Raw genomic sequence first — 12,952 nt, forward strand, 5'->3', positions numbered from 1 at the left:
CGCGCATGCGGCCCGCCAGCCAGCGGCGCGGTTCGGCTACGCCAGCGGCTGATTCAACCGCTCTTTCCACCACTGCCATGCCGGGCCGATGCTCTGCCCCGCACGCCACGCCACATGCATCGCCAACGGCAGGCCGCCTTCGGGCACCAGCGCCAGGGGCAGGCTCACCAGCTGGCCGCTGGCCAGGTCGGCCGCGATGGAATGCAGTGGCATAAAGCCCCAGCCCATGCCCGCCTGCAGCATGGTGTGCTTGACGCCCAGGTCAGACAACCGCCAGGTGGCATCCGACAACACCGCATAGTCTTTGCCCGCGGTCAGCGCGCTGCGGTCGGTGAGCACCAGTTGCGTGTGCGGGCGCAGCGCGGCGCGTTCGATCGGGCCCGCTTGTTGCGCCAGCGGATGGTTGGGCGCGGCTACGGCCACCACCTTGACCGGCGGCAAGGCGTAGCCTTCCAGTCCTGCGGGTAATTCGGGCAAGGTGGCCAGAATGCCCAGCTGCGCGCTGCCCGCCAGGATGCGCTCGGCCACTGCGCCTAGTGCTTCGACATACAGACGAAACGCCACACTGGGGAATTCGGCTTTGAAGTCGGCCAACGCCGCCAGCAGCATGGGCAAGGGGTAATACACGTCCACCGCCAAGGCCAGTTCGGCTTCCAGACCATGGCTGATGGCGTGGGCGCGGGCCTGTAATTGATCCACTTGTTGCAATACCCCACGCGCATCATTCAATAGGGTCTGGCCGGTGGGGGTGAGGGTGGCGCGGTAATGGCTGCGATCAAACAATTGCACGCCCAATTGGGATTCGAGCGTGGCCATGGTGTAGCTCACCGCCGATTGCGTGCGCCCCACCTGGCGCGATGCGGCCAGAAAGCTGCCCGATTGCGCCACGGCGGCAAATACGCGCAATTGTTCGAATGAAATCCGTTCCAGATTCATCGCACACACCATCAAATTGGCTGATATAGATAGCGAGTATATAGCCAGTTTCTTTGCATATTGCGGTGGCGCACACTGCAAGGCATACGCACATCGCATGGTGTGCCAAACCCACAAGGAGAACGGCAATGACCGGCTTTCTGAATCTTTCCACTGTGCAACGTAGCCGCCAGGTAGAGCGTCTGGTCAATGGCATCCCCACCACCGATGGCGCGGGCGTTAAATTGACGCGCGTTTTAACGCACGATCTACAACGCCGGCTTGATCCGTTTTTGATGCTGGATGCATTTCGCTCGGACGATCCGGACGACTATATCGCCGGCTTCCCCAACCATCCGCATCGTGGTTTTGAAACGGTGACTTATATGCTCAATGGCCGTATGCGCCATCGTGATAGTCGCGGCAATGAAGGTTTGCTCAGCGAAGGGGGCGTGCAATGGATGACCGCAGGCCGCGGGCTGATCCATAGCGAGATTCCCGAACAGCAAGATGGTTTGATGGAAGGCTTTCAGCTGTGGCTGAATCTGCCGGGCAAAAACAAGATGATTGCGCCGTGGTATCGCGATATTCCCGCGGGTGAAATTCCGGTGCATACCCTGGCCGATGGCGTTGAAGTCAAATTGATTGCGGGCCATCTGGGCGATGCTGCAGGCGCGGTCACGCGCGAAGATACCGAGCCGCTCTATATCGATATCAGCGTGCCTGCTGGCGTAACCGCGCATTTGCCGCTGGCCGCTGATGTGAACGCGTTTATTTATGTGTATCGCGGTGCGGTCAAGATTGATGACCGCGGGGTAAAGAGCACGCAAATGGCCATTCTGGGCAATGGCGATTTTGATGGTGTGCGCATTACGGCGCAGGATGAGCCGGCGCGTTTGTTGTTGATTGCCGGTAAGCCGCTGAACGAACCCATCGCGCAATATGGTCCGTTTGTGATGAATAGCCGCGCCGAACTGGAACAGGCTTTTGCCGATTACCAGGCAGGCACGTTCTAAACTGCAATCATCGTAAATCCACAACCCGCCATGCGCGGGTTGTGTTGTATCTGCCTGGAGACCCGCGCATGGACAAGCCTGTTTTAACAATCAAAGGTCGCGCCGAAACGGTGGGCGGCTTGCCGGTTAATCGTTTATTGCCGGCAGTACAGCAACGCGCCGTGGGGCCGTTTGTATTTGTTGACCATATCGGCCCCGCTGATTTTGGCGCGGGCCAGGGCATTAATGTGCCGCCGCATCCGCATATAGGTCTGGCCACCGTCACTTATTTGCTGGAAGGCGAGCAATTGCACCGCGACAGTCTGGGCACCGAGCAATTGATTTACCCGGGCGATATCAATTTGATGAGTGCCGGGCGCGGTATTGCGCATTCCGAACGCACGCCGGAAAGCCAACGCAATGGCGGGCGTATTCATGGCGTGCAAACCTGGCTGGCTTTGCCGTTATCGCACGAAACCAGCGAACCGCATTTTGATCATTACGCCGCAGCGCAATTGCCACGCTTTGAACAGGATGGCGTGGACGTGAATGTATTGATGGGCGAATTGTGGCAGCACCGCTCGCCGGTGCAATTTCCGTCGTCCACGCTGTATGCGGTTTTGCGTTTACCGGCGGGCGCCCAAATCACGCTACCGGACGCCGCGCCGGAACGTGCAGTCTGTGTGATCGAAGGCGATGCCGCGTTGGCAGGCGCAGCGCTGGATGGCGGCGAGATCAGCGTATTGGCCAGCGGTTATCAGCCGGAATTGTCGAGCGTGCACGGCGGCATCGTGCTGTTGCTGGGCGGAGACGCGCTGGATGCGCCGCGGCATCTGTGGTGGAACTATGTGGCCAGCCGGCGCGAACTGATCGACGCCGCCAAAGTGGCGTGGCAGGAAGACCGTGTCGGTCAGGTGCCCAACGAGACTGAACGGCTGCCCTTGCCCATCGTCCGCGCCCAATAAGCGCGCCCGCGTGCACGCCACCACTGCACCGTCATTGGCGCAGGCAGTGTGGTTGCGCGGCGTGGGCACGTTACAATGCCGGATTGCCCACGCCCCTACCCGCCCATGTCCGCGAATACTTTTTTCTGGCACGACTATGAGACCTTCGGCGCGGTGCCGCGCCGTGATCGCCCGGCGCAGTTTGCCGGGATCCGTACCGATGCCGAACTCAATGAAATTGCCGAGCCCGTCGAGCTGTTCTGCCAGCCCACGCCCGACTGGTTGCCCGATCCGCAATCGTGTCTGATCACCGGCATCACGCCGCAGCAAGCGATGGCGCGCGGCGTGCCGGAATATCAGTTTGCCGCTGCCATCGAACGCGAGCTGGCGCAGCCAGGCACCGTGGGCGCGGGCTATAACTCGATCCGCTTTGATGATGAAGTCACGCGCTTTTTGTTCTGGCGCAATCTGTACGACCCGTATGCACGCGAATGGCAGAACGAATGCGGGCGTTGGGATTTGCTCGATACCGTGCGCACGGCGTATGCGCTGCGCCCGGACGGTATCCAGTGGCCCACCAATGACGAAGGCAAGACCAGCTTTCGGCTGGAGCATCTGAGCGGCGCCAATGGCCTGGCGCACGAATCAGCGCACGATGCGGTATCGGATGTGCGCGCCACCATTGCACTGGCGCGGCTGATTCGACAACACAATCCGCGGCTGTTTGAGTTTTGCCTGAGCCTGCGCAAAAAAGATCGCGTGATGGTTGAACTGGGCACTGAGCCCAAGCCGTTTTTGCATGTGTCCGGCATGTTTGGCGTGGAGCGTGGCTGCATTGCCATCGTCTATCCGCTGGGCTGGCATCCCACCAACAAGAATGAACTGATCGTGTGGGATCTGACGTTTGATCCGGCTGAGATGGTGGGCCTGAGTACGGACGAGCTGCGTGTACGCATGTTTACCCGCGCCACCGAGTTGCCGGAAGGCGTAACGCGACTGCCCATCAAAACTATCCATGTCAACAAATCGCCGGTTGTGATCGGTAACTTGAATACGCTGACGCCTGCACAGGCGGAACGCTGGGCCATCGATAAAGACCAGGCGCTGCGTTATGCCGCGACCTTTGCCGCTGCGCCCAAACCGGACTGGAAAGCGGTATTTGCACGCCCTGCCGCCGGGCGCATCGACGTGGACGAAGATTTGTACGGCGGCTTTATCGGCAATAACGATCGGCGCGAGCTGGAGCGTTTACGTGGCATGGATGGCCCCACGCTGGCCAACACCCGCAGCAGCTTTGAGGATGGCCGGCTGGAAGAACTGGTGTTCCGCTATCGCGCCCGCAATTTTGCCGACACGCTAACCGAAGAAGAACAGGCGCGCTGGCAGCAGCTGCGTGTGGCGCGGCTGATTGAAGGCCAGGGTGGCTATCGCACACTGGAAACGCTGGCGGAATCGATCGACACCTTGTCCGAGATTGCCGATGAGCGCGCGGCGGGTATCCTGGAAGCGCTGTACGACTATGCCGAGAGCGTGGCACCAGAATGGTGAAGCAGTGTTAGCATGCCTGCTTTTCACGATTGCATAACGGACGAGCCGGCATGATTTCTCGCATCACCGCGTTGTTTCCGCTGTGGGCCATCCTGTTTTCGGTGGCCGCTTATTTTTCGCCGGCCAGCTTTAGCGCGGTGGGCCCGTATGTGCCGCAGCTATTGGGCGCGATCATGTTCGCCATGGGCTTGACGCTCACCGTGGGCGACTTCAAACGCGTGCTGACGCGCCCCGCCCCGGTGGCGGCGGGCATCGTGCTGCATTATCTGGTGATGCCACTGGCGGCATGGTTGCTGGCGCATGCCTTGCAAATGCCGCCACAACTGACGGCGGGCATGGTGCTGGTGGGCAGCGTGGCCAGCGGCACGGCCTCCAACGTCATCATCTATCTGGCGCGCGGCGATGTGGCGCTGTCGGTCACCATCTCGGCACTGTCCACCGTGGTGGGCGTCGTGGCGACGCCGCTGCTGGCGCGGCTGTATATCGATACGTCGATTTCGGTGGACGTGGTCGGCATGCTGATCAGCATACTCAAGATCGTGATCGCACCGATCGCCGCGGGCCTGGTGCTGTTTCGTCTGTTTCCGCAGTTTGTGCGCAAGCTGGAACCGATCCTGCCCTTGCTGTCGATGCTGTGCATCGTGGTCATCATTGGCTCGGTGGTGGCGGGCAGCCAGAAATTTATCGCCAGCGTGGGTGCGGTGGTGATTATCAGCGTGGTGCTGCATAACGCGCTGGGCTTGTTGGGCGGTTATTGGGGCGGACGCCTACTGGGCTTTGATGAGTCGGTGTGCCGCACGCTGGCCATCGAAGTGGGCATGCAGAATTCGGGACTGGCGGCCACTTTGGGTAAATTGTATTTCGGCCCACTGGCGGCGCTGCCGGGCGCGCTGTTTTCGGTGTGGCACAACTTGTCGGGCGCGATGCTGGCGGGTTATTGGCAGCGCAAACCCACGGCGCGATCACTGTTCAAAGATTAAGGCGCACGCATCCTTGTGGATACATGCGCCTTGATTTTCGGTACGGTCCGCGGCTGCTTATTCTTTGCGCAGCCCTTCCCAGAGCGTGCGCAGCAGGGTGTCGGTGTGGTCCTGGGTGTATTCCCAGAAAAACGCACCGGCCAGCCCCTGTTCTTTGATGTAGCTGATCTTGTGTTGCAGCGATTGCGCATTCTCATAACTGATAAAGCGATCGCCATCGATCAACCACGGCGCTTTGGCGACGTCGTCCCAATGTTGTTGTGCGCCGCCGGGGATCAACTTGCCGACAATCTCGTCGTAATCGTGCGAGGTATTGCTTTGCGGCGTACCTGGCGCACCCAGACCGGCAGCGCCCACGCCCGCCAGGCCGCGGCCGTAAAATGCAGCGCCCAGCACCAGCTTGTACGCGGGCAAACCGGCCGCCACAAACAATTCCACTGAACGCTGGCAGCTGTCGCCTTCCGGGTCGACCGGCGTGTTGAACAGATTGGTGTGATGGCCCGCGCGTTTGGCCCAGCCGTTGTAATAGTCGTAGGTCATCAGATTGACGAAATCGCACAGGCGCGCGACTTCGGCCATCTCCACGCCATCCAGATAATACTGGCCCGCTCCCGCAGCAATGGTCAGCAGAAAACGCTCGGTGCCACGCCGGCCTTGCTGATCCGACAGCGAATCCAGCTTGTCGCGCAGACAGGCCAGCAACAGCGTGAAATTATGTTTGTCCTCGGGCCGCGCGACGATGCCAGCCATATCGTTGGACGGATATTCCCAATCCAGATCGATGCCATCAAAGCCGCGTTCCTGCATGAATTCGATCGCCGAATCAGCAAACAGATTGCGACTGGCTTCGCTAAGCGCGGCATCGGAGAAACCTTCGGCCGCCCATCCACCAATCGAAATCAGCAGTTTAAGTTGCGGGTTATGTTGCTTTAACGCGCGCAGGCGAGCGAAATCTTCATCGCGGCGCGGTTGATGGCCAGATTCTTCGGGGCGGGTAAACAGCACGACTTTGCCATCGCGGATATTGGCGAAGGCATAGCAGATATGGGTCAGGCGCTGGGCATCGCGGGCGAGCGGCAAGGCGCTCCAATCATTCCAGCCGGCAATATAAGCGAGCAGTATCGAGGACATGGCAAGACCTGGGGTGCGTGGATCACGGGTTGTATCGCAAGCCACCGGCGCGAGGCCAGCAGCGCTGCTGATTATGCCGCCATTAGCCGTGCCGCGAGCGCGCAGGGCCAATAACGGCAATGTGGGCAAATGAGCCGCCATCCACACAGCAGATGATGGTCTGCGGCCCATATCTTCGATCCACGGCATGTGTTACAACGCGGCGATCACCGTCACTTCGACTTTGTAGCGATTGTCGGCCAGGCGCGCTTCCACCGTGGTGCGGGCCGGCGTATGGCCAGCCGCCACCCATTGCGACCAGGCATCGTTCATCCCATCGTATTCATTGATATCGGGCAGGTAGATGGTGGCGCTCAGAATCTTGCCTTTTTCCGAGCCCACTTCGGCCAGCAGTTTATCGATGGTGGTCAGCACTTCGGCCATCTGGCCACGCGTATCGAGTTCGAGCGTCTCTGCCACCTGGCCCGCCAGGTACACCGTGTTGTTGTGCACCACAATTTCGGACATGCGTGGGCCGATGTAATAACGCTGAATACTGGACATGGGGGTCTCCGTTGTTGGTGTGTTTGTGTCCTGCTTATTTTAGTGTGCGGCTTGCAGAACGCCCATGACAGAAACAAAAAAAGGCGAGCACAGGCTCGCCTTCTTTGATACAGATTAAACCGGATGGGCGTGGATCAGACCGCAGCCACACGACGCAGACGGTGCGAAAACTCTTGCAGCGCGGCAATGCCACTGGCTTCGGCACGGGCGCACCAGTCTTGCAGGTGGCTGAGCAATTCGGTGCTGCTCATGCTGGAACGCTCCCACAGACGGGTGAGTTCCTGGCGCATCTGGTAAACCTGATCCAGCACCTTGCTTTGCGCCAGCAGCGTATCCAGATGGGCTTTGTCGTCCACCGGGGTGTCTTTGGCATCCTGCTTCAGCCACACACGCATCTGACGCGACGGGTTGAAGTCAAAGTGAGGCAGGCTGGCGTTGGCGCGCAGCTTGTCGACTTCTTCACCCACCGTGCGCTTGAGCGACTTGGCGTAGTTGGCGGCGATGGTATAGCGGTTGGCGATGATGGCAGCCAGTGCTTGCTCGTCCAGTTCCATATGACCATCAACCATCTTCATACGCGGCGCCACCTTGCGTACTTTGGCCAGCTTGAACGCGGCCATGATGCGGATGTACATCCAGCCCAGATCAAATTCCCACCATTTGTTGGAGAACTTGGCCGAGGTGCCAAAGGTGTGATGGTTGTTATGCAGTTCTTCGCCGCCAATGATGATGCCCCACGGCACCAGATTGGTGGATGCGTCTTCGCATTCAAAGTTGCGGTAGCCAAAATAGTGACCGATGCCGTTGATGACGCCTGCGGCCCAGAACGGAATCCACGCCATTTGCGCAGCCCAGATCCAGATACCGTTAGCGCCAAACAACACCAGATCCAGAATCGCCATGCTGACCGGGCCCCACACACTGCGCGGAGTGTACAGATTGCGTTCCAGCCAGTCGTCCGGCGTGCCATGGCCAAACTTGGCCAGGGTTTCCTTGTTTTTGGATTCTTTGCGATACAGCTCGGCGCCTTCAGACAGCACCTTTTTCAGGCCCAGCACTTGCGGGCTGTGCGGATCTTGCTCGGTTTCGCAGCGGGCGTGGTGTTTGCGGTGAATCGCAACCCATTCCTTGGTGACCATACCGGTGGTCAGCCACAGCCAGAAGCGGAAGAAATGACTGGGGATCGGATGCAGATCCAGACCGCGGTGGGTCTGGTTGCGGTGCAGAAAGATCGTGACGCCGGCGATGGTGATATGCGTGAGCACCAGCATCACCACGATATAACCCCACCAAGGCAGATCAATCATGCCGTTTAACCATTCCATCTATTCGACCTCTCCACGTAGATACAACTGACAATATTTATTTAAATCAAGAATCAGGCGGATATTACAAGCTTTTGACGGTAGCAGCACAACCGTTCGTAATCCATAAAAGGGTTTGTGAAAACTCACGTTTCAGAAGATGCCGATGGCTGCGGCGTTAATACACCTTGCAGGTTGCCATCGCCCGCCAGCTTGCTGGAGGGCTCGAAATGCACCACGTCCAGCCGGTTGAAGGGAATGTTGATCTGGTGTTCGCGGAACGCGCGCCACACCTTCAGGTTGATATCAGACTTGAGACCGCCAGAACCGTTCTCTGGATCTTTGAGCCAGAAGCCTACAGAAACGTTCACTGCACTATCGCCAAATGAATCCACATAGCCGCGCGGCGACGGCTCTTGCACGATGCGTTCAATGTCGCGGGTGGCGTCGACCAGAATCTGCAAAACCAGATCAAGGTCCGATTCATAACCCACGGCGAAAGTCATTTTGGTAAAGACGTTGGGATCGGTGTACGACTGGTTGACTACGGTTGAGGTGACCAACGTGTCGTTGGGAACCAGTGCTTCGGTGCCATCCAGGCTTTTCAGCACGATATAGCGGGCGGTAAGGCGGGTAACAACGCCCTGGCGATCCGCAATCTGCACCATATCGCCCATGCGAATCGAGCGATCCAGCAGAATGATGAATCCCGAGACGTAATTAGACGCTATTTTTTGCAGGCCGAGACCCAGGCCTACCCCTAGGGCGCCACCGAAGACCGACAGCACGGAGGGGTCCACGCCCACCAGTGGCAATGCCACCACCACGGCAATCACCACGAGCAAGGTCTGCGAGATTTTGGTGAGCATAACGCGCAAGCTGGCGTCGAGCATGCGTGCCTGCATCAGGCGCCGTTCGATCAGACGGCTCAGCCACATCGCCACCAGCATGGTCGCGGCAATCGACGCCACGCCTTGCAGAATGGTGAGCACCGAAATGCGCTGATGGCCCAGATGGAAACTGAGGTCGTCCAGCGCATCGGCAATCTCGGGCAGGATGCCGACCACGTGCAATGCGTAGGCCAGCCAGATGATGCCGCCAATACGGCGTTCCCAGCGCGGCACCCACGGCGCGTCCTGAAACACGTGCCCCAACAGGTAGGTGAGCACCGTGATATTGAGCATCGCCAGCAGCAATACATCGGCGACCGCAATCAGGCGGAACGGCGGCGCAAAGGCCAGGCCCAGCAGCGCCATGCCGATTTTGGCCGTCAGCAGCGCCACCACTGGAAACACAATGCGCAGTACGCCCTCGCCCAGCCAGCCAAGGCGTGAAGGATCACGCCGGATAACGGGCTTGAGCAAGATGGAGCAGATAATGCCGAACAGGAATGCCAGGGCGAGAACGCCTGCCTGGCTCAGGATTTCTGGCGTTAACCAGCCGTGTTGCTTGATATCAAGAACAAGGGCGACTACCAGGCTATGACGTTGTTCCATTCGCGAGTCGTATACGTTGCAAGGTCTGCGTGGTGGAAGTGGCGTGCAGGAACGGGATCGAGTGCACCGTACCGCCCCAGCCCAATACTTCGGCCGCGCCGACGATGCGGTCTGGAGTCCAGTCGCCGCCCTTCACCAGCACATCGGGGCGCACCTGCATGATCAGATCATACGGGGTATCCGCGTCGAACCAGGTCACCAGATCCACTGACTGTAGCGCGGCCATCACAGCAGCGCGCATTTCCAGCGGATTGATCGGGCGATCTGCGCCTTTGTTTTGCCGGCGCACCGACGCATCGGTATTGAGCGCCACCACCATGGCGGCACCCTGTGCACGCGCCTGCGCCAGATAAGTGACGTGGCCGCGATGCAGAATATCGAAGCAACCATTGGTGAACACCAACGGCCGCGCCAATTGTCCGAGGCGTGAGGCCAAGTCTTCAGGCGCGCAGATTTTGCGTTCGAAATCAGGCAGGGCGTAGTCGGTCATATCAGGCTTGCCCGGCGGCCACGGCCAGTTGTTTACGATAGCGGTTCAGATCAGAGACAGTTTCAAAGGCCATGCCAAACAGGCTGGACAGGTTGCGCAGAATGCCACCCACCACGCGCGCTTCCCATTCCTTGCCAAACTGGATCTGGGTATCAAGCCAATGCTCCAGCCAGTCTGGATCGGGCAGGCGGCTTTGCACCGTATCGTTGGGGAAAAGGTCTTTGTTGACGTGCAGATTGGTGGGGTGCAACGGCTTGCCCGAACGTGCGGACGAGGCCATCAGCATGCCGATCTTGGCAAACGCCAGACGCGCTTCGTCGCCCAGACGTTCGATCGAGCGCTTCATGTATTTGAGATATGCGCCGCCATGACGCGCCTCGTCGGTGGACAGCGTCTTGTAGATTTGCTTGATCACCGGCTCGGTATGCCATTCCGAAGCGCGGCGATACCACTGGGTAAGGCGTACTTCGCCGCAGAAATGCAGCATCAGCGTTTCCAGCGGCGGGGCCGGATCAAATTCAAAACGAACGGCGTGCAGTTCGGCTTCGGTGGGGACCATGTCCGGACGGAACCGACGCAGATATTCCATCAGCACCAGCGAGTGCTTTTGTTCTTCGTAAAACCAGATCGACATAAAGGCCGAAAAATCGGAGTCGTCGCGGTTGTCGCGCAAAAACATCTCGGTGGCGGGCAGCGCGGACCATTCGGTAATCGCGTTCATCTTTACCGTCAACGCTTGCTCATCGGTCAGCAAGCTGGTGTCGAACTGATCCCAGGCAATATCGTCCGCCATACTCCAGCGGGCTTTTTCAAGATCAGCGAACAGTTGCGGATAAAGCATGGGAACAACTCCTGGGGGCGGCTGTTTATATAAACTTGTGTGGGTGCAGAGAGAAACCGGCCAATTAAACAGGCAAGTGGCTGCTTGCGGCAAGCTGTTTCAAACAGTTTTAACGCAAGTGTCATACACACCGGAACGGGGGTAGAAAGATACCTGCAGTCTATGGCGTCCGGCAGTGCCATTATTCACGCTAGCGTCAATCGCCCCAAGCCGGGCAGACGGGCGCTACAGCAAGGGCGAGCATAAACGGGCACATGCTTCGCCAAAGGCTTCGAGTTTGCTGATCTTGCGCGGCCGGCCAACCCGAACGCAATGTTCGAGGTCCTTTTCGAACTCGATTGCCAGACGGTCTGCAAGATATTCGCCGTAACCCAGCACGCTGACTTCGAAATTGAGGCGGAAGCTGCGGTTATCAAAATTGGCTGTGCCGATCATGGCGTAGCTGCGATCCACCACCAACGTCTTTGAATGCAGCATGCGCGTGGTGTATTCCCACACCTGCACGCCCGCTTGAGTGAGCTCTTCAAAATAGGAACGGGCGGCCAAGGTCACCAGGCGCGAATCGCTTTTGCGCGGCACCATCACGCGCACATCCACACCGCGTAATGCCGCACTGGTTAGCGCCGTCATTGCGGCTTCATCGGGCACAAAATAGGGCGTGGTCAGCCAGACCCGCTCTTGCGCTGCGTTGATCGTGGCCAGATAGGTGCGGTAAATCGGAGCCAGCTCGTTATCTGGACCGGATTGCAGCACCTGCACGATCTGGTCGCCGGGTGTGGCCGTTAACGTTTGCGCGGCTTGGCGCTGCTCACCGGTTGTATAAAACCAGTCCTCCCAGAACACTTGCTGCAGTCGCTCAACCGCCTGCCCTTCCAGCAATAGATGCAAATCATGGTACGCATGGGGATTGATGCGCTCGTCTTCTTCATCAGTGATGTTGATGCCGCCGGTAAAGCCGATCCGATCGTCACACACCACGATTTTGCGGTGGGTGCGCATATTGATAACAGGGCGGAATTTGCGGAATGTGGTGTGATGGAAGAAGGCGATCACCACGCCTGCGTTCAGCATCGGACCGAGAAATTTCTTGCCAAGGCGTTTGGAGCCGAGCGCATCAATCAGCAGCCGGACTTTGACGCCTTCTTGCGCCTTGCGGGCCAGCAATCTGGCTAGCGCCAGCCCGATGTGGTCGGGCTCGTAGATGTAGTACTCCAGATGGACGCTGTGTTCTGCTTGTTCGATCGCGGTAAAGATGGCGCTGAAGGCAGCGCCGCCATCTACCAGTATCTCAAGACGCGAACAGGATGCGGGCGGCAAGTACGAGGTGGCGGTGCCGAGTTTGGCCATCTGCACCGCAGTCACCGGCGGCGTAATGTCATTTGCCGCCGCAGCAGCCAGTCCGCCCGTTAAACGCAGCTTGCTGGCAACGCGACGCATCCGGCGACGTTTGATTTTTTGCGGACCGAATACGTAATAGATAATCAGGCCAATATAAGGCAGCGCGGCCAGCGACAGTATCCAGCTAAGCGTTGCAATAGGCGCACGCTTTTGCCAGATGATCATGATCGACAGCGCGATCAGATAAAGAGACCAGAGCAGAACAATGGCAGAGGTATAAGACACACAGCAAACCGGGGTGAATTATTGTTGCTGTGAGCTTAGCAGCCTGGCTGGCGGCTGGCTTGGGCGTAATGGGGGATTTGTTTGCAGTGCGAAGGACTACAAATGGGATATCGAACGGATTCTCAGGTGTGCATTTGCGGCG

12 protein-coding genes are annotated in these 12,952 nt (G+C 58.7%); 4 read left to right on the forward strand and 8 right to left on the reverse strand.

Annotated elements, in window-relative coordinates; all coding sequences use genetic code 11:
- Positions 1–36: 36 nt before the first annotated feature.
- Positions 37–936, reverse strand: a complete 900-nt coding sequence (locus tag WG78_RS10025) for a LysR family transcriptional regulator (protein ID WP_053937667.1) — start codon at positions 934–936, stop codon at positions 37–39.
- Between the two features lie 128 nt (positions 937–1,064).
- On the opposite strand from WG78_RS10025, the gene WG78_RS10030 reads away from it, so the two are divergent.
- The 4 genes from WG78_RS10030 to panS all read left to right on the forward strand — a co-directional run bounded on the left by WG78_RS10030 (position 1,065) and on the right by panS (position 5,382).
- A complete protein-coding gene (locus tag WG78_RS10030; RefSeq protein WP_053937668.1) occupies positions 1,065–1,931 on the forward strand; it encodes a pirin family protein in 867 nt (288 codons plus the stop codon).
- A 68-nt stretch (positions 1,932–1,999) separates the two neighbouring features.
- Positions 2,000–2,875, forward strand: a complete 876-nt coding sequence (locus WG78_RS10035) for a pirin family protein (RefSeq protein ID WP_053937669.1) — start codon at positions 2,000–2,002, stop codon at positions 2,873–2,875.
- 105 nt (positions 2,876–2,980) lie between these two features.
- Entirely contained in the window at positions 2,981–4,402 is a 1,422-nt protein-coding gene (sbcB, locus tag WG78_RS10040; protein WP_152969142.1) for an exodeoxyribonuclease I, read from the forward strand.
- Between the two features lie 50 nt (positions 4,403–4,452).
- Positions 4,453–5,382, forward strand: a complete 930-nt coding sequence (panS, locus tag WG78_RS10045; protein ID WP_053937671.1) for a ketopantoate/pantoate/pantothenate transporter PanS — start codon at positions 4,453–4,455, stop codon at positions 5,380–5,382.
- Positions 5,383–5,439: 57 nt separating this feature from the next.
- On the opposite strand, the gene WG78_RS10050 is transcribed toward panS, so the two are convergent.
- The 7 genes from WG78_RS10050 to cls all read right to left on the reverse strand — a co-directional run bounded on the left by WG78_RS10050 (position 5,440) and on the right by cls (position 12,810).
- Positions 5,440–6,513, reverse strand: a complete 1,074-nt coding sequence (locus WG78_RS10050) for a glycoside hydrolase family 18 protein (RefSeq protein ID WP_053937672.1) — start codon at positions 6,511–6,513, stop codon at positions 5,440–5,442.
- A 192-nt stretch (positions 6,514–6,705) separates the two neighbouring features.
- A complete protein-coding gene (locus WG78_RS10055) occupies positions 6,706–7,056 on the reverse strand; it encodes a RidA family protein (RefSeq protein ID WP_053937673.1) in 351 nt (116 codons plus the stop codon).
- Between the two features lie 134 nt (positions 7,057–7,190).
- Positions 7,191–8,363 (reverse strand): DesA family fatty acid desaturase, encoded by a 1,173-nt coding sequence (locus tag WG78_RS10060; protein ID WP_308417198.1) that lies wholly within the window; start codon positions 8,361–8,363, stop codon positions 7,191–7,193.
- Between the two features lie 143 nt (positions 8,364–8,506).
- Positions 8,507–9,856, reverse strand: coding sequence for a mechanosensitive ion channel family protein (locus WG78_RS10065; protein ID WP_053937675.1), 1,350 nt, complete (start codon positions 9,854–9,856; stop codon positions 8,507–8,509).
- Positions 9,840–10,346, reverse strand: coding sequence for a D-glycero-beta-D-manno-heptose 1-phosphate adenylyltransferase (gene rfaE2, locus WG78_RS10070; RefSeq protein ID WP_053937676.1), 507 nt, complete (start codon positions 10,344–10,346; stop codon positions 9,840–9,842). Before rfaE2 ends, WG78_RS10065 begins: the two co-directional genes overlap by 17 nt.
- A 1-nt stretch (position 10,347) precedes the next feature.
- On the reverse strand, positions 10,348–11,187 hold the full coding sequence (locus WG78_RS10075) for a ferritin family protein (protein WP_053937677.1): 840 nt from the start codon (positions 11,185–11,187) through the stop codon (positions 10,348–10,350).
- A 225-nt stretch (positions 11,188–11,412) separates the two neighbouring features.
- On the reverse strand, positions 11,413–12,810 hold the full coding sequence (gene cls, locus WG78_RS10080; protein WP_053937678.1) for a cardiolipin synthase: 1,398 nt from the start codon (positions 12,808–12,810) through the stop codon (positions 11,413–11,415).
- Positions 12,811–12,952 lie beyond the last annotated feature (142 nt).

It is taken from the genome of Amantichitinum ursilacus (assembly GCF_001294205.1).
Lineage (GTDB): Bacteria > Pseudomonadota > Gammaproteobacteria > Burkholderiales > Chitinibacteraceae > Amantichitinum > Amantichitinum ursilacus.

Bases quoted from the DNA above. Each gene is read 5' to 3' on its own strand.
- WG78_RS10025 (WP_053937667.1), bottom strand. From the start codon at position 936: ATGAATCTGGAACGGATTTCATTCGAACAATTGCGCGTATTTGCCGCC.
- WG78_RS10030 (WP_053937668.1), top strand. From the start codon at position 1,065: ATGACCGGCTTTCTGAATCTTTCCACTGTGCAACGTAGCCGCCAGGTA.
- WG78_RS10035 (WP_053937669.1), top strand. From the start codon at position 2,000: ATGGACAAGCCTGTTTTAACAATCAAAGGTCGCGCCGAAACGGTGGGC.
- sbcB (WP_152969142.1), top strand. From the start codon at position 2,981: ATGTCCGCGAATACTTTTTTCTGGCACGACTATGAGACCTTCGGCGCG.
- panS (WP_053937671.1), top strand. From the start codon at position 4,453: ATGATTTCTCGCATCACCGCGTTGTTTCCGCTGTGGGCCATCCTGTTT.
- WG78_RS10050 (WP_053937672.1), bottom strand. From the start codon at position 6,513: ATGTCCTCGATACTGCTCGCTTATATTGCCGGCTGGAATGATTGGAGC.
- WG78_RS10055 (WP_053937673.1), bottom strand. From the start codon at position 7,056: ATGTCCAGTATTCAGCGTTATTACATCGGCCCACGCATGTCCGAAATT.
- WG78_RS10060 (WP_308417198.1), bottom strand. From the start codon at position 8,363: ATGATTGATCTGCCTTGGTGGGGTTATATCGTGGTGATGCTGGTGCTC.
- WG78_RS10065 (WP_053937675.1), bottom strand. From the start codon at position 9,856: ATGGAACAACGTCATAGCCTGGTAGTCGCCCTTGTTCTTGATATCAAG.
- rfaE2 (WP_053937676.1), bottom strand. From the start codon at position 10,346: ATGACCGACTACGCCCTGCCTGATTTCGAACGCAAAATCTGCGCGCCT.
- WG78_RS10075 (WP_053937677.1), bottom strand. From the start codon at position 11,187: ATGCTTTATCCGCAACTGTTCGCTGATCTTGAAAAAGCCCGCTGGAGT.